Annotated in this window: 20 protein-coding genes; 14 read left to right on the top strand and 6 right to left on the bottom strand. The window is 45.7% G+C overall.

Translation table 11 applies throughout. The features are described 5' to 3' along the window. Window positions 1-150: 150 nt before the first annotated feature. The 3 genes from WOA13_RS07985 to WOA13_RS07975 all read left to right on the top strand — a co-directional run bounded on the left by WOA13_RS07985 (window position 151) and on the right by WOA13_RS07975 (window position 2,210). Window positions 151-522: an MreA family transcriptional regulator gene (locus WOA13_RS07985; RefSeq protein WP_048204666.1), complete on the top strand. Its 372-nt coding sequence runs from the start codon at window positions 151-153 to the stop codon at window positions 520-522. 217 nt (window positions 523-739) lie between these two features. Continuing rightward, on the top strand, window positions 740-1,972 hold the full coding sequence (locus tag WOA13_RS07980; protein ID WP_342127742.1) for a 3-isopropylmalate dehydratase large subunit: 1,233 nt from the start codon (window positions 740-742) through the stop codon (window positions 1,970-1,972). 25 nt (window positions 1,973-1,997) lie between these two features. Then, window positions 1,998-2,210, top strand: coding sequence for a DUF8180 domain-containing protein (locus WOA13_RS07975; RefSeq protein WP_342127391.1), 213 nt, complete (start codon window positions 1,998-2,000; stop codon window positions 2,208-2,210). Window positions 2,211-2,335: 125 nt separating this feature from the next. Here the strand turns inward: WOA13_RS07975 and WOA13_RS07970 are convergent, their stop codons facing one another. The 3 genes from WOA13_RS07970 to larB form a co-directional block, all read right to left on the bottom strand. Continuing rightward, on the bottom strand, window positions 2,336-2,479 hold the full coding sequence (locus WOA13_RS07970; protein ID WP_342127390.1) for a hypothetical protein: 144 nt from the start codon (window positions 2,477-2,479) through the stop codon (window positions 2,336-2,338). A 795-nt stretch (window positions 2,480-3,274) separates the two neighbouring features. Continuing rightward, the gene (gene larC, locus WOA13_RS07965; RefSeq protein ID WP_342127741.1) at window positions 3,275-4,465 is read right to left on the bottom strand and encodes a nickel pincer cofactor biosynthesis protein LarC; all 1,191 of its coding nucleotides are present in this window, start codon (window positions 4,463-4,465) and stop codon (window positions 3,275-3,277) included. A 4-nt stretch (window positions 4,466-4,469) separates the two neighbouring features. Beyond that, window positions 4,470-5,261 carry a nickel pincer cofactor biosynthesis protein LarB gene (gene larB, locus WOA13_RS07960; RefSeq protein WP_342127389.1) on the bottom strand — a complete coding sequence of 264 codons (792 nt, stop codon included), beginning with the start codon at window positions 5,259-5,261 and terminating at the stop codon, window positions 4,470-4,472. 244 nt (window positions 5,262-5,505) lie between these two features. On the opposite strand from larB, the gene WOA13_RS07955 reads away from it, so the two are divergent. The 4 genes from WOA13_RS07955 to WOA13_RS07940 all read left to right on the top strand — a co-directional run bounded on the left by WOA13_RS07955 (window position 5,506) and on the right by WOA13_RS07940 (window position 10,716). Continuing rightward, window positions 5,506-7,164, top strand: a complete 1,659-nt coding sequence (locus tag WOA13_RS07955) for a tetratricopeptide repeat protein (RefSeq protein WP_342127388.1) — start codon at window positions 5,506-5,508, stop codon at window positions 7,162-7,164. Between the two features lie 70 nt (window positions 7,165-7,234). Further along, window positions 7,235-9,718 (top strand): U32 family peptidase, encoded by a 2,484-nt coding sequence (locus WOA13_RS07950; RefSeq protein WP_342127387.1) that lies wholly within the window; start codon window positions 7,235-7,237, stop codon window positions 9,716-9,718. 5 nt (window positions 9,719-9,723) lie between these two features. Continuing rightward, a complete protein-coding gene (locus tag WOA13_RS07945; protein ID WP_342127386.1) occupies window positions 9,724-10,311 on the top strand; it encodes a Maf family nucleotide pyrophosphatase in 588 nt (195 codons plus the stop codon). Between the two features lie 120 nt (window positions 10,312-10,431). Continuing rightward, complete coding sequence (locus WOA13_RS07940) at window positions 10,432-10,716, top strand: DUF427 domain-containing protein (RefSeq protein WP_342127385.1); 285 nt, start codon at window positions 10,432-10,434, stop codon at window positions 10,714-10,716. Here the strand turns inward: WOA13_RS07940 and WOA13_RS07935 are convergent. Genes WOA13_RS07935 through WOA13_RS07925 form a run of 3 tightly spaced genes read right to left on the bottom strand, consistent with a single transcriptional unit; the run spans window position 10,713 to window position 13,981 of the window. Next, window positions 10,713-12,491: a thiamine pyrophosphate-dependent enzyme gene (locus WOA13_RS07935; protein ID WP_342127384.1), complete on the bottom strand. Its 1,779-nt coding sequence runs from the start codon at window positions 12,489-12,491 to the stop codon at window positions 10,713-10,715. The genes WOA13_RS07940 and WOA13_RS07935 overlap by 4 nt on opposite strands. A 24-nt stretch (window positions 12,492-12,515) precedes the next feature. Further along, entirely contained in the window at window positions 12,516-13,151 is a 636-nt protein-coding gene (locus tag WOA13_RS07930) for a CDGSH iron-sulfur domain-containing protein (RefSeq protein ID WP_342127383.1), read from the bottom strand. A gap of 29 nt (window positions 13,152-13,180) precedes the next feature. Beyond that, window positions 13,181-13,981 (bottom strand): mechanosensitive ion channel family protein, encoded by an 801-nt coding sequence (locus tag WOA13_RS07925; RefSeq protein ID WP_342127382.1) that lies wholly within the window; start codon window positions 13,979-13,981, stop codon window positions 13,181-13,183. A gap of 632 nt (window positions 13,982-14,613) precedes the next feature. Here WOA13_RS07925 and WOA13_RS07920 point away from each other — a divergent pair. From WOA13_RS07920 to WOA13_RS07890, 7 genes are all read left to right on the top strand, one after another. Next, window positions 14,614-14,763, top strand: a complete 150-nt coding sequence (locus WOA13_RS07920) for a hypothetical protein (protein WP_342127381.1) — start codon at window positions 14,614-14,616, stop codon at window positions 14,761-14,763. A 15-nt stretch (window positions 14,764-14,778) separates the two neighbouring features. After that, window positions 14,779-15,120: a MarR family winged helix-turn-helix transcriptional regulator gene (locus WOA13_RS07915; RefSeq protein ID WP_342127380.1), complete on the top strand. Its 342-nt coding sequence runs from the start codon at window positions 14,779-14,781 to the stop codon at window positions 15,118-15,120. Between the two features lie 41 nt (window positions 15,121-15,161). Then, entirely contained in the window at window positions 15,162-17,528 is a 2,367-nt protein-coding gene (locus tag WOA13_RS07910; protein WP_419095419.1) for a hydrophobe/amphiphile efflux-3 (HAE3) family transporter, read from the top strand. Window positions 17,529-17,575: 47 nt separating this feature from the next. Beyond that, window positions 17,576-18,631 (top strand): COG1361 S-layer family protein, encoded by a 1,056-nt coding sequence (locus WOA13_RS07905; RefSeq protein WP_342127379.1) that lies wholly within the window; start codon window positions 17,576-17,578, stop codon window positions 18,629-18,631. Between the two features lie 48 nt (window positions 18,632-18,679). Further along, window positions 18,680-19,819: a COG1361 S-layer family protein gene (locus WOA13_RS07900; protein ID WP_342127378.1), complete on the top strand. Its 1,140-nt coding sequence runs from the start codon at window positions 18,680-18,682 to the stop codon at window positions 19,817-19,819. Between the two features lie 225 nt (window positions 19,820-20,044). Further along, complete coding sequence (locus WOA13_RS07895; RefSeq protein WP_342127377.1) at window positions 20,045-21,277, top strand: translation initiation factor IF-2 subunit gamma; 1,233 nt, start codon at window positions 20,045-20,047, stop codon at window positions 21,275-21,277. Next, window positions 21,274-21,639, top strand: a complete 366-nt coding sequence (locus WOA13_RS07890; RefSeq protein WP_342127376.1) for a DNA-binding protein — start codon at window positions 21,274-21,276, stop codon at window positions 21,637-21,639. The genes WOA13_RS07895 and WOA13_RS07890 overlap by 4 nt, the downstream gene beginning before the upstream one ends. Window positions 21,640-21,641 lie beyond the last annotated feature (2 nt).

Raw genomic sequence — 21,641 nt, 5'->3', positions numbered from 1 at the left:
TCTGGCGTATGCAGAAGCGAGATCTGGAGCTTGAGATCTGGCGCATCTGGCTGTGTAACCTCACCGGGATAATATAATAAATAAAACATAAAATTTATAAATGAATAGATATTATCTCCTTTATAAAATACATACTATAATGGTGGACGTATGAATAATAGAGACTTCTATATGGATGACGAAGATAATGAAATGGTTCTGTTGCTTCAGAAACTTAATGTTTCAAAACCTGTGGCAAAGACACTTGCCTGCTTGCTGGGCTCTGAACAGGTAACCTCACGTGAAGTGGAGATGATGTCGCGACTGAGGCAGCCAGAGGTCAGTATTGCCATGAACTATCTCCAGAAGAACAACTGGGTTGAGGTGGAGGAAGTAAAGAAAAAACAGGGCAAAGGCAGGCCAATAAAAGTTTATACTCTCACTGTTCCAATGGATGAGATTATTGACACCATCGAGCAGAAGGTGATCTCTGAGAACAGGATGATGCTGGAGAACATTGAAAGACTTAAAGCCCTTTCATAATCCCTCTTTCATTTATTCTTAATTCTTTTCTTTTTTACATTGATCTGTTCCATTTATCGGTATCAAGGTATCTCTGAATCCTCTTTCTTACAACTGCTTTTTTATTCCTTGCCGCTTCTCTTTATCCGTTTCGGATCTTTCGGACAGATACACATATCTATCTGGTTACTGTAGTATTCAGTAAGCAAGTGATACAGGAGTTAGTCTTTTGAGTACCATAAGCGAGAAAATATTTAGCAGGGCAAGCGGAAAAGAAGTAAAAGCAAATGAGTTTACGATGGCTAACGTGGATTATGCCATGGCCCATGACGGCACCAGTGTGCTTGCAGTAAGATCATTCAAGAAGATGGGTCTTGATAAGGTCTGGGACCCAAAACGTATTGTGATCCCATTCGATCATCTAACTCCGGCCAACACGGAGACAACTGCTGATTTACATCACGACATCAGGGAGTGGATCGCAGAGCAGGGAATCCCCAATTTCTTTGATGTGGGTGAAGGTATCTGCCATCAGGTTCTTCCTGAGAACGGTTTTGCAATGCCTGGTAAACTTGTGGTCGGTGCTGATTCCCATTCATGTACATACGGCGCTTTCGGAGCATTCGGTACCGGTGTTGGGGCAACTGACATGTCCGAGATCTTTGCTTCAGGAAAGCTCTGGTTCAAGGTTCCAGAGACCATCAAAGTGACAGCCAGTGGGAAATTGGGTAAAAATGTACTTGCCAAGGATGTTACTCTCAAGGTCATTGGTACAGTAGGTGCTGCTGGTGCTACTTACAAAGCAGCGGAGTTCTACGGTGACACAATTACAGACCTTTCAATGTCTGGCAGGATGACCCTTTCTAACATGGCCATCGAGATGGGCGGCAAGGCTGGTATCGTACCGCCTGACAAGAAGACATTCGAATTCCTTAAGGGCAGGGCAGTCGAAGATTACGAGCCTGTATATGCTGACGAAGATGCTGAATACTGTGCTGAGTACGAGATCGACGGAGCAAACCTTGAACCTCAGGTTGCCCGCCCTCATCAGGTTGACAATGTATGTGATGTCCCTGAAGTGGCCGGTACAAAGGTGGATCAGGTCTTCATCGGAACATGTACCAACGGAAGGCTCGAGGATCTCGAGGTTGCTGCTGATTTCCTTAAAGGCGAGAAAGTGGCAGTAAGGACCATCGTCATCCCTGCATCACGCTCAATAATGATCGAAGCTATCCGCAACGGCATTGCAGAAACATTGCTGGAGGCAGGTGCGACCCTTGCAACCCCCGGATGCGGTCCATGTCTTGGTGGACATATGGGTGTCATCGGAGAAGGGGAAGTATGCATCTCTACAGCAAACCGTAATTTCAGGGGCAGGATGGGTACCGGTGGACAGATCTACCTGGCGTCCCCTGCAACAGCTGCAGCGTCCGCACTTACCGGCGAGATCACTGATCCAAGGGAAGTTTGATAATTACTTAAGTGGAGGTAGTTAAATGGTAGAAGAACTGGACGAAGGAAAACTGGAACATCTTCTGGAGCACTGGATAGAGCACAACGACAGCCATAGCAAGAGCTTCAATGACTGGATCGTCAGGCTGGAAGCCGCTGGCTTTAAGGAAGTCGCGGAAAACATTCGTACTGCTGCAGTAAGAATGGATGAATGTACTGAATATTTAAAACTGGCAAAAGAGGTCGTGAGGAAGTAAGTTCCTCACGGACGACATTTTTTATCTTGTTTTAGGCTTTATTGAAAGCCGATCGTTTTTGAAGGTAAGTTGTGGCAAAGATATATCCTGAAGAAATATCAGTGCCTGGAAATAAGTGACAACTATCACTCAGCTGCTCTACGAGCGGAGCTTTCAATAACAGGATGTGCGGTAGTCTCTTCAACTGTTCCGTCGCTCAACCTGAAACCATGCAATGCATGTGGCAGAGGTGAAGCTGATACAACTCTAACTTCTATCTTTTTTACCATAGATGTTTCTCCTTTATATTTTGAAAATAGTTTTTGACTCCTTTGTTTGCCCTTTGCTCCTGTTGCAGTAGGCAAACAGACACTAATATTCTAGAATATAAAGTTTACTGTTTTATTTATATATGGATTGGCTTTTTGAATAAATCTTCGATTTTATTTATTAATTATTTTATAAACAAAAAAACTGGACTTAATTTGTCTAGATATAAAGTTTTCTACAATTGAGAATTAATAGTTAATATACATTGTTGTTTAAAGAAACGCAAGGAGTAGGCTTCCTTTCATTTTATTTCTTCAGACAGTTGATAACAATATCTTCAATATTCTTTTTATTTTATGCAGGAAAATTGCTTAAAACAGCTACCTATAAAACTCATTTAATATGTTTATTTATATGAGTAATTTAATTTCTAATCAAAAAAAATAAATTTATTTTTTGTAGATTATCCATTTTTTGATCAATGGCTATTATATCGTGCTCAAAGGACGCTTTCTTGAATAACAACACATAATCATTATTTAAAATTTAATTATGAAAAGAAATTAAAAAATAAGTTATTTCCTTATATTTTTGATAAAGAGTTATATCTCTCTTTACTGAGGCATTTCTTCACACATAAATCCTTATGATGCTTTTTTTGTCTAAAACAAGTCGTTTTGTCTTGATGGAATTCGATTCTTTCATTTCTTCCTGCTTTTAAAAAAAGGATCTAAAGGCATGATTCCTTCCTGGGTCGGACACGCCGCACAAATAGTCCATCTTTTGGGTACAATTTCCCAAAAACGTATTTTCACTCAAAATCCTCTGAAGATCTTCCAGGCGCGCTCCTCTGCGCGCCTCATGACCTCTTTCAAAGGCAATTCACTAACGTCACTTATCTGACGACAGTCCTCGTACTCTGCAGAGATGTGAAGTATCTCACCGCTTTTGTCCTGCGCGATCTTCACAGAAACCTCATATTCCTGTTCTGCAATGACGATAGTTATTTTTCCGATCCTGCGGTCAGCGATGAATCGGTGCTTTGTTGGGATCACGCGTACTCCCAGAGTGCCTGTCTGGCGCATAAGTTCGCCTGCAATACGTGTACTATCCTCGGGTCTTGCTATTACCTGTATTATGTGGCCACTTCGGCCTTTTTTCATAGTGGTGGGTGTTATGGCAACATCCTTTGCTCCGACTTCCATGAGTTTGTCGAACAGGCTTCCCAGCACTTCTCCTGTCACATCATCAACGTTCGTTTCAAGGACTTCTATAGTATCGCGGGATAGCTCTCCTTCAACATCCATGAGCATTGCACGCAGGACGTTTGGCATGTCAGTATCTGCATCTCCTGCACCATATCCGGTCTCATGTATCTTTCCCATGGGCAGCCTGTCCACAGGTTCTGCAAAATATGCAAGTATCGCTGCACCGGTGGGTGTTAGCAGTTCCCTGTCTCCGGAGCTGTAGATGTCCAGACCGCTTTGATTTAGTATCTCCAGAGTGGCTGGGGCAGGGACCGGAAATCTCCCGTGTGCAGCTTTTACGGTGCATCCTCCTACATTCACAGGAGTGCAGAATATGGCACCAACTTTCATCTTGTGTATCGCATAACAGGCACCGATCACATCTGCAATCGCATCATCCTGACCAACCTCGTGGAAATGAAGCTCTTCGAGTTTCTTCCCGTGTACCTTTGACTCTGCTTCTCCGATGAGCCTGAAGATCCCAAGAGCACTTTCCCTGACCTCCGTAGGAAGTTGTGCTTCCATGACGGCATCGATAACATCCTGATATGTCCTGCTGTTCTGATCTTTTTCAGTGAGGATGTGCACATCAGTGGCCTGGATGCCGCATTTATTTGCTTTTCCAACTGAAACAGTAACCTCAACAACAGACTCGATGATCTCCCTAAGTTCGGAGCTGTCCACCCCAAGTCCCACCATTGTTCCCAGGAACATGTCCCCGGATGCGCCTGAGAATGGCTCGAATATAAGTGCTCTCATTTGATCAGCAACCTTTTCCGGCATTAGTATTACGTGCCTCTGCAACTTTATTTGCAATTCTTGCAGCAAATGCTCCGGCAACGAATCCGGCATCGATGTTCACCACTGAGAGGACCGAACATGACTGGAGCATGGATAACAGTGCAGCTTCTCCTTTTGCACCTGCACCGTATCCGATGGACACTGGCAATCCTATTACCGGTGCGTCAACAAGGCCGGACACCACAGTGGGCAGTGTACCTTCCCTTCCTGCAGCGACAACAATGACATCCGGTTTGTAGTCCTCTATATTCTGTAGTTGTGAGATAAGCCTGTGGAATCCGGCTACCCCCACGTCGTAAATAGTAAGTGTCTCACATCCCATCTCTGAAGCTGTCATTCTGGCTTCCTCGGCCACCGGTATGTCTGCGGTACCTGCTGAAATTATGGCAACCTTTCCTCCGGTTCTTGGGACAGGGGTGCCATCGTGAACAACAGCGGTTATTGAATTTTTGCTGAATTCGATATTATCATTTCCGAAAGAACTTTCCAAAACGGCAGATTTTTTCCCGTCAAGACGTGTAATGAGCACTCTTCCTGTAGCTTTTATTTGTGCTTTTGCGATCTCAATAATGTCCTCTGCTTCCTTTCCTTCTGCAAGTATGGCTTCCATTATGCCTGTCCTGTTCTTGCGGAAAGTGTCGAGTCTGGCAATATCCGATATTTGCACATAACCCATTGACCTTATCTGGTTCTCTGCCTCTCCAAGGTCAGTTTCGTTGTTCTTTACCTGACTTAATATCTTTTTTAGCTCCATGTTCAACCTTTATAATAATGGAATGTACCTTATAAATATAAGTTCCTTCCAGGCAAAGAATTATAACAATAAGAAGCCTAGAATGTAGGCAGAAGAAAGCGAAAAGATCATACTTTCTTATTTCACTTTATGTGAATATCGATCGTCTTACTCTATGTCCCGTCATTATTGCACTGGCAGGATGTCCGGGTGGGGATAAAGGTACAAAAACAGGTTTACGATAATGTCCAGAAGATCAAATGATATGGCACTTCGAAATTTCAACAAGGGTATGTCCCTCCTTTACGATGGTCAGCAGGAGGAGGCCCTTGGGTGTTTGATGGATGCAGAAGCAGATGCAAGAGATGCAGGATCTCCGGAATTGCTTGTCAACGTATTGCAGGCTATCGGAGGTATAATGGAGTCAAATGGCAGGATAGATGAAGCCATTGACATGTATGCGGAAGCATCAGGAATGCTTGAGTGCATCGCAAATTCCGATCCTTCGTTCATGGAACACAAGGCCCTTGTCATGAGCAAGACCGGATCCCTTCTCACAGAGCAGGGTGATAACCTTAAAGCGATCCCCTTCTTTGAGGAAGCTGTCAGTTCTTATGACCGGCTCCTTGACAAAGAACCTGAGAACGATGGCTACTGTTCTAATGCTGCCTCTGTGGCAAATGACCTGGCCACCATACTGGCATCCGATGGTTGCAATGAAAGGGCAAAAGAGATGTTCGAAAAAGCTCTCAGGCTTTCCGGAAAACTTGTGGTCCTTGACCCTGTGAATATGGAGAACACTGCGAAGGCGCTGACCGTCCAGACCAATCTGGCCAATCTTATCTATGATATGGGTCTGATGCATGAAGCGAGGGAGAACCTTGAACACGCATATGATGGTTGCTCAGGTGCAATGGAGGACGATCCATCGAACAGCATCTTACAGGAGCAGTCACTTAAATTGCTTGAGAGGCTTGTTAATGCACTGATGTTCACCGGTGAATATGACCTGGCAAAGGACCGCATCTATGAAATGGTTGAGATGCTCCCAAGAGCTGCAACCTATGATTCATCCTTCTCAGACAAGTTCTCTGATCTCTTCCACGGTCTGATCAAACTGGCATCCCGACGTGTTGATGAAGGTCTGCTTAATGATGCACGTTCTATCTATGAGACCTCCCTGATAGTGATACTTAAGCTTCTTGGAGAGGAACCCGGTAACATTGTCTATCAGGATATGTTCAGGAACATACTGTCCAATATGGAAAAACTGCTCGTGATCGATTCTCTGGAATCTGACAAGGAAGCGGATTACAATGTCCTCATCTCAATGTATGAAAAGCTCGCTCATATGGTCCCCAGGGATCTTTCATACCGTACAAAGATAGCAAAGCTTCATGATGATAAGGGCAGGTTCCTGATGAATGCAGGCAGGTCGGAAGATGCACGTCAAAATTACAATATGTCTCTGGCGATCAGGGACGAACTGATCAGGGCCGGGGAATCTCCTCTGTTGCATGAGTTCGGGATCGCTTCCATTAAGAACAACCTTGCTACCATACTTGCAAAGGAAGGAGATTTTGCAGATGCAAAGACAATGTTCGAGGAATCCCTTAAAGGGTACATGGACCTTTTAGACCGTTTTCCTGAAGAACCTGTATATGAGGACGGTGCTGCAGTTACATTGAACAATCTTGCAAAGCTGCTTGCTGACCTGGGTCGCTACGAGGATGCAAAGAGTATCTATGAATCCTCACTTGAGATATACGCAGGGCTTATTAAGGGCGATCCTGATAAGGCCAGTTATAAGATGCATGCTGCCAGGGCCCTTGACAACCTGGCTTCACTGCTTGCTAATATGGGCCGTACGGATGATTCGGTCCGCATGCACGAGAGTGCAAAGGAATTACTTGAGGACATCTGAACAGAAGGTGGCCTGATAAGGGGGAGCCGCTCGCTCGATAGCTGTATCCTTCCCACAAGAATGTGATCTGATGATATTGAAAAATGAAAAAAAGGTCTGCGAAGTTCCACCCGAGGTACTTGCCCCGGCAGGAGATATAGATGCATTGACAGGTGCCATTAAAGGAGGTGCAGATGCAGTTTATTTCGGTGTGACGGATCTTAATGCAAGAAAAGGTGCGAAGAACTTCTCAATGGATGATCTTGAGGATGCAATTGACATGCTGCATTCCCATGGGGTCAAAGCATTTCTGGCTTTGAACATACCGATCAAACAGAAGGAGCTCCAGCATGCGCTGGATGTGGTTGATAAGGCATATTCTTTCGGAATTGATGCCATCATCCTGCAGGACATGGGACTTCTCCGTATCCTTCATGAGACCTATCCTGACCTGGCACTGCATGCAAGTACTCAGATGACGGTCCACAGCATGGAAGGAGTTGACTTTGTTGCCAACGAAGGCGCTGTCCGTGTCATCGTTTCAAGGGAGCTGACGGTGCGTGAGATCACTGATATAGTGGATCATTCTGATACTGAGATCGAGATCTTCGTACATGGGGCACTTTGCTATTCATATTCCGGGAAATGCCTTTTCAGCAGTTTCATGAGTGACAGGAGTGCAAACCGTGGTGCATGTGCACAACCATGCAGGAGACCATATGAGTTTGTTGTGAACGGTCGAAAGGTAAATGTCAAGGGCATGGGCAGGTTCCCGATAAGCTGTGCTGAACTGTGCACCCTTTCGGAACTTAACGAGATCGTTGGCACCGGTCTTCGAAGCCTGAAGATCGAAGGAAGGATGAAGAAACCTGAGTACGTTACAGAAAGTGCAAGTGTCTACAAGCGTGCAGTAGAAGCGATCTGCAAAAAAGAAAAGCTTGATGAGGTTAAGGTCATGGAGCTTGAAACTGACCTTGCAAAGCTGTTCTATCGTGGTTTCACAAAGGGCTTCGTCCTTGGTGAGAGGGATGTAGTCCATTCCAAATACAGTTCAAGTTATGGTGTTTTTCTTGGGAAAATCAGGGATATTTCCACTTACAGGTATACTACCAGCCTTACTATCACCCTGAAAGAAGACATACAGGTGAAGGATGGTGTGGGCATCCACACAAAGGTCGGTGTGCTGGGCTCTGCCATCAACAAACTTCTGGATAAGGATGGCAACGAGATAAAGACAGCAAAGAAAGGTGACAAGGTCATCCTTGAGATCAGTTCAAAGACCGGTAAGGCGGTCGCCAGAGGCAATGAGGTCTATCTTACAACAGACCAGAGACTTCTGGAAACCCTCCAGAGGACAAAGGAACAGGGTCTTCCTGTGGATATTGAAGTGATTGCTGAGGTGGGTCAAAATTTAAAGGTCAGCATGAGCTCAGGTGAGATCCGCGTAGATGTCGTCGATGATTTTGAGGTTCAGGAAGCTAAAAAAGCCCCTACTTCTGAAGAGCAGATCATATCTGCAATGGAGAAATTGGGTGATACTTCATTTACAGCATCAACAGTGGACGTGAAGGTCACAGGCAACATCTTCATTCCTATCGGAGTGCTCACTGGTGCAAGAAGGGCGGCTGCTGAAAGGCTGCTTGAGAAGGTTCTTGGAAAATACAGGAAGGATGAAAAGCATCCTCAATTATCAGACATCTCGCACTTCTGCGGCGATTCCGGATGCGGAAGCATAGTGCGAACTCCTGTTCTCAGTGTGGAAGTAAAGAACTCCGGTGCTCTGTTCGATGCTGTGGAAATGGGTGCTGATTGCGTCTATGTGCCTGTAAGGAAGTTCCATGAACTGACATCGGAGCAGAATGCAGAGAAACTGGAGGCTGCAAGGAAAAGTGCTGAGATAGTTCTCCTGCTCCCGCGCATAAGTCATGAAGCTGAGCTTGTGCAGCTTTTGCCTCTGTTAGGGAATGTAAAGGACGCCGGTTTCCGCATAGCATGCTACACTCTGGGGCAGGTTGAAGTGGCTAAACAGCTGGGAATTCCGTTCGTGGTACAAAAGGAGTTCAACACTTTTAATTCCTACACGGCGGATGAGTTCTACAAAGCCGGAGCTTTCCGTGTGACCATGTCTTCCGAACTGAACCTTGATGAGATCACTGATGTATGCAATGATATTTCCTGCCGTGGTAGTGAGAACCAGCTGGAGATAGTTGTTCATGGAAGGGAACTGATGCTCATCACCGAGCATGATCTGCTAAAACCTCTGCTTGAGCAGGAAATAGCTACTGATGGCAGTGAAGTGCTCATGGTGGACTCAAAAGGCGTGGAGTATCCTGTAAAGCGTGCGGATGAAAGGACGCTGATCTATGATTCCAAAGTGCTGGACATGAGCGATAAGATGGACCATCTGAAAATGTCTGGTGTGGATGTTATGCGTCTCGACCTGTCCCTTTATGGGAAGAGGGATGTGAAAGAGATCACTTCAGCATACCGGAGACTACTTGACGGCAAGCCTGCTGAACTCCGTCCCAGAAGGGGTACGAAGTTCTCAAGAGGACATTATTTCAAGGGTGTATGATCAGAATGTGCAGGATAGTTCTTGCATCGGCTTCCCCGCGCAGGAAGGAGCTTTTAAGGCAGCTTATCGGGGATAACTTTGAGATTTGTGTGAGTTCATACGATGAAGCTCCACAGTCCGGGTTGGATGCAACAGAATTGGTCCTCCATCATTCTCTTTTTAAGGCAAGAGATGTTGTCGGGAAATATGATTCAGGTATCATCATCTCTGCTGATACCGTTGTCCTCTGTGAAGGTCAGGTACTTGGAAAACCACACTCGCCTGAAAAAGCAAAAGAGATGCTTGATAGCGTCAGCGGGAAGATCGTACAGGCGATCACAGGCATGACAGTTCTGAATATTGATCTGGAAACAGAGGTAACGGTTTCCGAGATTACTGATGTAAAAATGAAAAAGATGTCCGTGGAGGAGATCGCATCTTATGTCAGGTCAGGGGAACCGATGGATAAGGCCGGTGCCTTTGCAATACAGGGGAAAGGTGCCATACTTGTGGAAAGTATCATGGGCGATTTCTTCAATGTTGTAGGTCTGCCGCTGTTCAAATTAGGCCAGATTCTTGAGGATATGGGTGTTCACATCTTCGAGATCGAATGATCTTCTCTGTCCTTTACAGTTTCGGGATCATATTGTTTTTACTACTTTTCATCTGACCACAATCCACATAAACGATGCTTTACAACTTCTTTTTACCAGTTATTCAGGAGTGGATATAAAATGGCAGTAGCAAAATGGAATGGAGTCATACTTGCAGAAAGCGATGCAGTAAAAGAGGTGGAAGGGAATCTTTACTTCCCACCTGACTCGGTGCAGAGGGAATACCTGCGCGAATCGGAAACACGTTCGACCTGCCCATGGAAGGGTCTGGGATATTACTATGACATCGTTGTGGGTGATGAAGTAAATAAAGATGCAGCCTGGTATTATCCGGAACCAAAACCGGCTGCAAAAGAGATCACAGGGTATGTTGCATTCTGGAAGGGTGTGGAGGTAACTCCTTAATCCACCCTCTTTGTACTGGCAGCTGTCTTGTCGGGGTCAACGACCACGTCAATGAGTGCTGCTTTTTCTGAATTGAATGCTTTTTCTAATGCTTCGTCCAGTTGTGTCGGGTCTTCTATCCTGAAGCCTTCCCCTCCGGTAGATCGTGCAAATTCTGCGAAATCAGGGTTAGGGAAACTGACTCCGTATTCGGGATAGTTGTCCCTTAACTGTTCTTTCTTGATGTTCTTGAGCTTGCCGTCGTTAAAGACGATGACATTGATGCCAAGTCCTTCCCTGACAGCTGTTGTGAAATCTCCCATGAGCATCCCAAATCCACCGTCCCCTGTCACACAGATGACCTGTTTGTCAGGATAGTCCAGCTTTGCTGAAAGGGATGCAGGAAGTGCGAAACCCATACTGGCGATGTTCGCTGACATGAACGTTCTCTGTCCTTCACAGACGAACTTCTTGTAGAACCAATAGGTATGGTCGCCCACATCAACGCAGATGATTGCATCCTTGTCTGCATGACGTTTGATGGCCTGCACTACATATCCGGGATTTATCGGGATGGACAGGTCATTGGCTTCGTATTCGAGTTCCTCACGATGGCTTGCTTTCATCTGGTCAATGTGTTCAAGGAATTCTCGGTCCGCATCCTTTTCATCTAACAGAGGCAACAGTGCCTTGAGTACAAGATCCGCATCGCCGACAATGCCAACATCCACGTCGAAGGTCTTTCCTATCTTTGTGGGATCGATATCTGTCTGGACGATCTTCACTCCGGCAGGTACAAGGTTGGCCTGTCGGAATCCGGAACCGATTATGAATATTAGGTCCGAATTTTTGATGGCCTGTGCCGCATGCTTTGATCCTATGGAGCCCAGGACCCCTACGCTGAAGCGCTCAGTCTCGTGGATTACTCCCTTGGCCCTTGATGTTGTCGCAATTGGTGCTTTCAGCTTTTGTGACATCTCCAGCAGCAGATCTCTGCTGTGGCGGGAACCCCAGCCTGCGAAGAGTGTCACCTTTTCGCAACCGTTGATAAGTTCCGCTGCTCTTTGTACATCCTCTTCTTTTGGAGAGGTCTTGTTAATGAAAAGTCTCTTCTCAGGAGAATATACTTTTTCTCCAAGCTTTTCGGCAAGGATGTCCGTGGGGGTGCTGAGGACCGAAACACCCGGTTTCCTGTATGCATACTTTACTGCCATGGTGAGCAGCTTCAATGCCTGATTGTCTCTGGCAATGGTTTCTGAGAACTCGGTGAATGGCTTGAACAGTTCTATCTGGTCGATCTCCTGAAATGCTTCGCTCCCAAGGTATACTTCCGGAACCTGGCCCGCAAAGGCAAGCACGCTGCTCCTGTCGGTTGCAGCATCCATGAGTCCGGTGATCAGGTTGGTACATCCCGGGCCTGCAATGGAAATGCAGACTCCCAGTTCGGAGGTCATCTTCCCATGTGCTGAGGCCATAAAGGCAGCTGTTTCCTCATGCCTCGTGAGGATGAAACGTATCTTATCGCTTCTTCGTATGGCATCGATAAGCGGTAGGTTCGAGTCTCCTGGTATGCCATAGACGTATCTTACACCAAAAGCTTCCAGCTGTTCGACTATCTTGTCCGCAACAGTGGTTTCAACACCCTTTTCTTCCTTTACGCCGCCTTCCTGAACAAATGCAGATTTTGGTGCACCACAGACAGGACAGGTATAGCTATCGGGCAGGGAATCAAAATCCTGCCCTTCTGCTTCTTCATCATATGTCCAGTTACAGACCGAACATCTGTATTTTCCCAATATCATCCCTCGTGGTCTTTTTGGTCAGTTCTTCTCATCCTTGAACTCGACATGCCAGTGTTCACCGCTGCAGAACGGCTTGTTCTTCGAAGCACCACACCTGCAAAGGGTGTAGTGTTCTTTGGATTCGGGTGTGTTCCCGTCAGGATCATCAAGCTCGATACCACCTACAACGTCGTGTGGTCCGTTCTTTGTGACAGTGATTCCCGGCTCCCTGTCAAGTTCCTTGTGCAGCACTCCATCCTTCGTGTAGCTTAAAGCACCTGAAGGGCACATTTCGATAACCCTTATGATCTCTTCTGCACTGGCTCCGTCAGGGTCTATCCATGGCTCCTGTCTCATCCTGAAGACGTTTGGTAGATTATCGGTGCAGTATCCCCTGTGAGAACAGACTCCCCTGTTGTCATGGATCGTGATATCCTTCCCAACATAATCGTCCACCCTGTCAGGTTGCCTGTCTTCGGCTTTCTCCCCTGTAAAGCCTACTTTCAGATGTGTACCATCGCAAAATGGTTTGTTCGATGACTGGCCACAGCGACAAAGAGCCATCATGGGCTGTGGTTCAAAGGTCTCCCCCTTTGAGTTCTTCAGATACTTCAGGTCTTTTACAAGGTTTGGTCCGTTCTCTGATGGCTGTATGCTTGGTTTGCTCTCTGTCATTTCTTAGTACCCCCTTTCTTCCAAACATCTCATTCTTTGTCCATGTGGACATCCAGTTGTGGGAATGGGATCTCTATATCTGCTTCCTTGTATGCGTTCAGGATACCGTTGGTGAGGTCGCCTTTAACTCCCCAGTAATCTGCGGTATTTGCCCATGCGCGAAGCTGGAGGTTCACGGATGAATCTGCAAGTTCGGTTGTGACAACGGCTGGAGCAGGGTCCGCAAGTACCATTGAGTGATTCTTCATGAGTTCCATAGCAACCTGAACTGCCTGGTCAACTTTTGTGTCATAGCTGATTCCGACATTAACATCAACTCTTCTTGTGGGCATTCTGGTAGCATTTTCAATGGCGCTTCCCCAGATTACCTTGTTTGGGATGGTGATTATCTTGTTGTCCGGTGTAAGCAGTTCTGTTGCCATGAATCCGACAGCACTTACAGTTCCGGAGTAGCCTGTAACCGATACATACTCTCCTTTGTCGAATGGTCTGAGTGTGGCAAGCCATACGCCTGCTGCAATGTTCGTCAATGTGTCCTGCATTCCGAAGCCAAGTACTAAACCGATGACTGCTGAAAGACCGACAACTACTGAACTTATGTCGGCACCCAGTGTTGATACTGTTGCAAGGATGACTGCAACGTATAGAAGTGCCAGGACGAATCTGGACAGGAATTCTGCAACCAGTTCAGGCAGTTCCGTCTTCTTAAGCCCGTTCTTGAAGATACCTGCTAAGATCTTTGCTACAATTATACCTGCAACGAGGACTATAAGTGCCGATAGCAGGTCAAAGTATGTCATATTCATGTATGGTAGATTGTCTGATAACATGTGTAAAACTCCCTTTATTTTAGAAACGCTACCCATTATTATTTCGCGTTGGTAGGTATATAATACTATTGTAAAATTCTCTGACCGAATGATACTAGGGTTTCTGCACATTATTCCGGGATTAGCTCATAGGCCCTTTATTAGATTTTATGGGTTTGCAGTTTTATATTTTGAAGATGTAATCCATTTTTTACTATTTATATTAATTTAGTCTAATTTTAATTTTATTAATTGGCTCTATTAAATATAGTCAATAATCATTGACAAATATCTTTTTATAGTATCACTCCTTTTAGGGGCTGACTCCAAACGAGGGGGCGTGTCTAATGATGCTCCTCCTCCAACTCTTTTATCTCAATTCATTCTGATTCATTTAAACCAATATTGTGGATATGCATACTGTTTTTTTAAAACCGATCTGTATTATTTTCTTTTATAACTGTCAATTTCTTTTGAATTATATGGCGCGCATATATCGACAGGCTGCCAAATATATGATGATACTCGTGGACAAAGGCACAAGCCTTATATACAAATTTGAATATTAGAAAATCGAATCATTAGTTTATCAAACAATTTGATTATCTAATTATCAAAGTTCAACACCGAATACTTGATTCGGGAGGTATAATTTGGATAAGATCGAGAAACTCATCAAACTCCATCTTGAGATGGAACATCTCAAAAGAAAAATTGAGGGTAACATGACGGAATGTTGCCTGGAAGAGGAAGGGCGTACAAGTGCGCACAAAACCATGAACAGGGCACTTCTCCTGATATAGAGGGAAGGTGAGATCATGCCTTCTACACTTGCCAGGTTCCTTGACCTGAAAAAGAGCAGTGTTACAAGTCTTATCGATAACCTTGAGAAAGAGGGTTTTGTTTTTCGAAAAGACGATCCCTCTGATCGTAGGAAGGTCCTGATATCTGTTACTGAAAAAGGCATTGAACAGATCGGGAGGGTCTTCAAGAAAATGGTTTCGGTCGTAAAAATGTGCATGGATGATGTGGATGGTGAAAAGCTTGACAAGCTTCTTGAGGCCGAGATCTTATTGATCGAATTCCATCGTCATATGTACGACCGATCGGTGGAACTGCTCGATGAAAAATGTTCTCTTGAATCTAAGAATAAACAATAACGGACGAGGAGGCTACCAGCATAAAAAATGTATTTGAAAAACTGGGGATCTTTATTGAGAACAACACTATCCCTATAATTATAGTAGCATTATTATTTGTCCTTGTCTCTGCTCAGGGTGCGCAGAACATTTCCATGGAATCGGGGACTGAAACATTTGTTGAGAAGACGTCACAATTGTATCAGGATTTCGATCACCTTTATATGAACATCTTTGGTACGGAAGCCATTGTTGTAATGGTGGAGGATGGTCAGGTAAACGATCCGGCTTTGTTGCAGGCGATGGATCGGCTGGATAAAATGTCTTCGTCGCTACCCGGTGTGGTAAGTGTTCAAAGTGTTGCAGGAGTTGTCAGGGATGCCAATTTTGCTTTAACCGGTGAATCCGCACTTCCTGAGGACAGGATGGAACTGGAATCTCTTATTACCAACTATGTTCCTGCAGAATTGATGCCTGATGGTACTCATTCACTTATCTATGTTGAGATTGCAGGGTCAGTAAGCGATGAGCAGAAACAGGAGATCTTGAGGGAGGTCGAGACCTCGGTATCTCTGGCAGAGTTCCCTCCTGATTATAATATAATAGTAACCGGGGATCCGGCATTCATGGTCTCCATGAACAATGCGATGATGTCCAGTATGGCTGTCCTTCTCGGACTTTCAGTCATCCTGATGATCATTGTTCTGTATCTTGTTTTTGGCCATGTCAGGTGGAGATTGATGCCACTTGCTATCGTACTTTTGGGTATCATCTATACCTTCGGTGCCATGGGCTATCTGGAGATCCCGATGACCATGGTATCAATGGCAGCATTCCCTGTATTGATAGGGTTGGGCATAGATTATGCCATACAGTTCCACAACCGTATAGAGGAGGAGCTCGAGCGTGGTGAGACTCCGGCAGAGGCTGTGGTGGATACTATCAAGCACACCGGTCCGGCAGTATTGATCGCACTTATCATTACTGCACTGGGTTTCTTTTCCCTGGTGACCTCAAGTGTGCCTATGATACAGGACTTTGCAAAACTGCTTCTCATAGGAATTGTGATGTGCTTCCTCGCCTCACTGTTCGTAGGAGTGACCGTGATATATGGACTTGACAACATGCAGTCCATACGTAAAGAGAAATTTGGTAGCTTTTCCCTGAAAGGTAAGAACAATTCTAAATCATCATCCAAAACTTCCGGTGAGTCCGGGCCGGATATTCTTGATAGGTTGCTTGGGCGTACGACCCACTTCACCATAAATCATCCTTTCATGATACTATCAATTGCTGTTCTTATCTGCGCAGGCGGTCTGGCTGCGGACACCCAGGTCCCTATTCAGACAGATACGGAGACCTTTGTCCCGCAGGATCTGCCGGCATTGATGGACCTGAAGCACCTGTCTGATATCACGGGTGGGGAGGACCAGTTGAACATCATTGTTAAAACAGACAATGTTGCTGATCCTGAGACCCTGAAATGGATGGATGAGTTCAGTGCTCATGAAGTGGACAACCGGAACAGTGTCCTTGGGGCGGAAAGCATGGCCAGCGTCATTAAATCAATGAACAATGGTGTGATCCCCGGAAGTGAGGCTGAGATAAGGTCACTGTATGAACAGATGCCTGATCAGCAGAAGGACCGTTTCATGTATGGCGAGAACATGCTGTTGCTCAACCTGAACATCGGGGATGCCATGGGAAGCCTTGGAATGGAAGGTATCGAGTTGCTGGCAGACGTTATAAGGGATGATATGCTCTGGATGGCCCCGCCTCCCGGTATGAGCGCTACGATCACCGGAAACAGTGTTGTGTTCATTGAGGTCATCGGAGCCCTTACTTCGGGCCGGGTCTTCATGACATACCTTGGACTGGGGCTAGTATTCGGCGGTTTGCTCCTCATATACCGTGATTTTCTCAAAGCCCTTGTTCCGGTGGTGACCATGTTCATGGTTGTGGGCTGGTCCGGAGGACTGATGTATCTGATGGGCATGGAGTACACTCCCATGACAGCTACACTGGGGGCTCTGATCCTCGGTGTGGGCTCAGAGTATGCCGTACTTATGATGGAGCGCTACTTCGAGGAAAAGAGCAAAGGTGCAACTCCTGAAGAAGCAATGACCGAAGCAGGTGTTAAGATCGGAAAAGCGATCATAACTTCCGGGCTTACAACGTTGTTCGGTTTTTGCGCACTGATAGCTTCTGATTTCAATATCATCAGCAGTTTTGGTGTTATCACTGTAATAGATGTGGGGCTTGCCCTGTTTGCAACATTTGTGATCTTCCCGCCTGTGATGGTATTGCTCGATAACTTCCGTGAAAGGAGGAAGGCAAAAAAGATAATACCTGACGGATCATTCGATGATATTATAGAAAAGATAGAATTAACAAAACATAATAGTGACCCGGAGGCTGATGCCTTTTGATTAACTGTAAAAACAAACAGAAAAACAGACATGTGAATTCAGGGGTCATGGTGGCTGTACTGCTGATCGCGGCTTTGTTCGTGGTCACTGCATCTCCAGTGGCAGGAGCGAAAGAGTACCTGCAGCCTACCTATGAGTTCTCTACCAATTATTATGATGCCTATGGTGAACCCGATATTTATGCATCTGTTCTGGGATCACCTGAGTTCGAGAGGGGTGAGACGGCTCAGTTGCGCGTTGTCCTTTCGAACAGGGGTGTATTGTATGGTTTCAAGGCCAAGACTGATGTTGATACCAACAATGGTGATCATGCAAAGTCCCTGAAAGAGATCGAATATGAGTCCTTGAGGACCACTGCATTTGGCTTAAAGGCTGAGATGGTATCGACTACAGATTATATAGAGGTCGATCCGACCACGAGCATCCAGACACTTGACAGCCTGTACCCTGGAGTATTGCCGGACAATCCGATGTCCTTTACCATTACCATTTCCGACAATGCACCGGCTGGCACTTACATGCTCTTATTGCCTGTCAATTATGAGTTCCAGAGCCAAGTGGAGATGACCGATGGAAGCACTGTGAGACTGGGTATTCCTGATCTTGATCACACAACCTTCTACAAGACAAGGAATACGACCCTTCAGATCCCTGTTATGATCGAGCCGGGTGCAAAGTTTGTTGTGTCCGATGTAGAGGGTGAGCTGACATCCGGGCAGTCAGGTGTCGTCAACGTTACTTACACAAATGTTGGTGAGGTTGAGGCCACTGATTCTTTTGCTCGCATAATTGTTATGAAACCGCTTAGTTCGGATAGGTCAATTGTGAACCTTGGTACGATTGCACCGGGGGATAGCAAGACTGCATCATTCGACATTGCTGCAGAGATCTCTGCTGTGGAGAAGGATTACGGTATTGACAGTGAGATAAAGTATTGTGATGAGGATGGTGAGATCCAGTTCTCGGACAACATTATTGTTGAGGTCCCGCTCAAGTCAAGGGATGCCGGAATAAGCATCACCACGCTGGCACTTGCAGGAATACTTCTGGTGGCAGCTTACATGGGATACAATACGATACGCAGGAAGGATGAAAAAAAGTAATACTTTTATTGAAAACTTATCAAATTAACACTATGAAGAGGACTAATTATGTTTAAAATGACAGATTCCAGATACGCTTTGCCAGTTATGGCCTTACTTGCTGTACTGTTGCTTTTTGCAGCACCTGTACATGCATCTTCCACACTGCCATCGAATGGCGAGTTCACGGCAGCCAACGCCGAACTTCCAGAATTCTTCAATTTTGATGAGAATTACTATACTGTATTTGGTGGTCCGGATGTGACAGCGACCCTTCTCGGCGACAATGAGTTCGAACGCGGTGATACTGTCACGCTGAACCTTGATCTTATGAACAAAGGTCTGATCACTGGTTTCAGGTCAGAGGAGGATGACTTCAATCTCGATGCTCTTGAACAGAAACTGCAAAGTACTGAGATGTCCTACGAGTCCCAGAGGACCACAGCAATCGGTATCGTTGCGATCCTGACACCTCTTGATCCTGCTGTTAAAGTTAAGTCCGGTCCTCAGGAAGCAGGAACCCTCGTAACAGGTCAGAAGACCGATTCTCCTGTCAGTTTCAATATCGAGATATCAAATAACGCGGAACCGGGAAGCTACCCAATGCGCCTTGACCTGTATTACGGATACCAGAAGAACGTACAGATCAATGGTGACAATGAGACAGATCTTGGAATTACTAATATGGAGGTCGGACTCTGGTATGATATGGGTACACAGAACACCACCTTTGACATATTCGTGAAGGATGAGGCAAGGTTCGAGGTCACTAATGTTTCCGGTGAACTTTATCCTGATTCCGAAGGTCTGTTATATGTTACCTTTGAGAACGTTGGTGACCTTCCTGCAAAGGATGCTACTGTCAGAATAAGTGCTGCAGATCCTTTCAGTACTACGGACGACCAGGCGTTCCTTGGTACACTTGATGCCGGTGAGAGCACTGTTGCAGTGTTCAGGCTGAAGGTAGACGACCTCGCAGTGGCAAAAGCATATGCACTGAACAGTGAGATCAAGTACGAGGATACTGACGGACACGACAGGATTTCGGATACTGTGAAGATCAAGACGGAGGTCCTTCCTGCATCTGCAAATGACAGTGGTACCGGTATGACTGGCATCATCATTGGCGCAGTGATACTCATAGTTGTTGCGGGCGGTGCTTATTTAGTATACCGCAGCAGGGCTTCAGGTAGCAGCAAGGATGAGTGAACTTTTCACTCATCATTTTCTTTTTATTACCGGTTCCACATTGTTATCTGATGTTTTCAAGGCTTTTTTCATCACTATTAAGTATGGTGGAATATTGTAACGGTTGAAATCACTTATATATTAGGAATGACATGGTATCACAAACTTCAGAGTAGTTACGTTGAACTTATGTAATTATATTAGATCACACTTTTATTTTAGCCCGATAGGGAGGGAAATCAAAAATTGAGTCAGCCTTGTGTTAATATTGGCATGGTAGGTCATGTCGATCATGGGAAAACGACGCTTGTAAGCGCGTTATCAGGAGTATGGACCGATACTCATAGTGAAGAGTTGAAGCGTGGTATTTCTATCAGGTTAGGGTATGCAGATACTACCTTCAGGAAGTGTCCAACTTGCCCCGAACCTCAGTGTTATACTGTAGCCAAGAAATGTGAGCACTGTGGTGAAAAGACAGAGGAGGTCAGGACCGTATCCTTTGTGGATTCCCCTGGCCACGAGACTCTGATGGCTACAATGCTTTCAGGTGCTGCTATCATGGATGGTGCTATCCTTGTGATAGCTGCGAATGAGGAATGCCCGCAGCCACAGACAAAAGAGCACCTTATGGCCCTGAACATTATCGGTATCGAGAATATCGTCATTGTCCAGAACAAGATCGACCTTGTTCCAAAAGAGAAGGTCATCGAACACTATCACCAGATCAAGGAGTTCGTAAAGGGAACGGTTGCCGAGAACGCACCGATCATTCCGATCTCCGCACAGCAGAACATCAACATCGATGTGCTTATCGATGCGATGAACGAGGTAATTCCAACACCTGTGCAGAAACTTGACAAGCCTGCACATATGCTTATTGCAAGATCCTTTGATATCAACAAACCCGGAACACCAATCGACAAGATCGCAGGCGGTGTTATTGGCGGAACACTTACAGAAGGTGCATTGCATTCAGGCGATGATCTTGAGATCCGTCCGGGGCGCAAGGTGGAGAGCGAGAATGCCATTCACTGGGAGCCTATATATACTAATATCAATATGATCGCAGCCGGCAAGGACAAGGTCGAAGAGGCAACTCCGGGCGGACTGCTTGCATTGGGTACCGGACTTGACCCAAGTATCACAAAGAGTGATTCTCTGACAGGTCAGGTTGCAGGTGCACCGGGCACATTACCACCAACCCACGATTCATTTACTCTGGAGCTGAAGCTTCTTGAGCGTGTGGTAGGTATTTCAGATGATGAACCGATTGAGATCGGTAAGATCAAGACCAGCGAACCATTGATGCTCAATGTTGGAACTGCTACTACTGTTGGTATTGTAACAAGTGCCAGGGAAGATGTCGCAGAGGCAAAGCTCAAGAGGCCGGTGTGTGCAGAGCCTGGTTCCATGGTTGCTATCAGCAGGCGTGTCGGCTCACGCTGGAGACTTATAGGCGTGGGAGTCATTAAGGCTTGAAGGTTATAATAGATACAAATGGTTTGATGATCCCGGTTCAGTTCAGGGTTGATATCTTCTCAGAACTGAAGCGTCTGGGCTATGATGAGCTTATCGTTCCTCAGGCGGTCATAAATGAGATAGGGATTCTGATCAAAAGATACAGAGGTGAGAACAAAACAGCGGCAAAGGTTGCACTTTCATTGGCTGACAGATGTACTATTGTGGACCGCACAGGAAGTGCGGATGATGTCATTCTCCAGCTTGCTCTTGATACAGGGGCAGCGGTCCTGACGAATGATGTCGGGTTGATAGAACGTCTGAAGGAAGTGGATGTGACCGTTGTACGTTTGCGCCAGAAGAACCATTTGGATATTGTATGATC

Source organism: Methanococcoides sp. LMO-2, from assembly GCF_038432375.1.
Lineage (GTDB): Archaea > Halobacteriota > Methanosarcinia > Methanosarcinales > Methanosarcinaceae > Methanococcoides > Methanococcoides cohabitans.
This window is presented reverse-complemented; position numbering and strand designations above follow the sequence as displayed.

Excerpts from the sequence above, each read along its gene's own strand:
- WOA13_RS07975 (WP_342127391.1), top strand. The coding sequence starts at position 1,998 with ATGGTAGAAGAACTGGACGAAGGAAAACTGGAACATCTTCTGGAGCAC.
- WOA13_RS07970 (WP_342127390.1), bottom strand. The coding sequence starts at position 2,479 with ATGGTAAAAAAGATAGAAGTTAGAGTTGTATCAGCTTCACCTCTGCCA.
- larB (WP_342127389.1), bottom strand. The coding sequence starts at position 5,261 with ATGGAGCTAAAAAAGATATTAAGTCAGGTAAAGAACAACGAAACTGAC.
- WOA13_RS07950 (WP_342127387.1), top strand. The coding sequence starts at position 7,235 with ATGATATTGAAAAATGAAAAAAAGGTCTGCGAAGTTCCACCCGAGGTA.
- WOA13_RS07905 (WP_342127379.1), top strand. The coding sequence starts at position 17,576 with ATGGTGGCTGTACTGCTGATCGCGGCTTTGTTCGTGGTCACTGCATCT.
- WOA13_RS07900 (WP_342127378.1), top strand. The coding sequence starts at position 18,680 with ATGTTTAAAATGACAGATTCCAGATACGCTTTGCCAGTTATGGCCTTA.
- WOA13_RS07915 (WP_342127380.1), top strand. The coding sequence starts at position 14,779 with ATGCCTTCTACACTTGCCAGGTTCCTTGACCTGAAAAAGAGCAGTGTT.
- WOA13_RS07930 (WP_342127383.1), bottom strand. The coding sequence starts at position 13,151 with ATGACAGAGAGCAAACCAAGCATACAGCCATCAGAGAACGGACCAAAC.
- WOA13_RS07940 (WP_342127385.1), top strand. The coding sequence starts at position 10,432 with ATGGCAGTAGCAAAATGGAATGGAGTCATACTTGCAGAAAGCGATGCA.
- WOA13_RS07945 (WP_342127386.1), top strand. The coding sequence starts at position 9,724 with ATGTGCAGGATAGTTCTTGCATCGGCTTCCCCGCGCAGGAAGGAGCTT.
- WOA13_RS07925 (WP_342127382.1), bottom strand. The coding sequence starts at position 13,981 with ATGTTATCAGACAATCTACCATACATGAATATGACATACTTTGACCTG.
- WOA13_RS07955 (WP_342127388.1), top strand. The coding sequence starts at position 5,506 with ATGGCACTTCGAAATTTCAACAAGGGTATGTCCCTCCTTTACGATGGT.
- WOA13_RS07985 (WP_048204666.1), top strand. The coding sequence starts at position 151 with ATGAATAATAGAGACTTCTATATGGATGACGAAGATAATGAAATGGTT.
- larC (WP_342127741.1), bottom strand. The coding sequence starts at position 4,465 with ATGAGAGCACTTATATTCGAGCCATTCTCAGGCGCATCCGGGGACATG.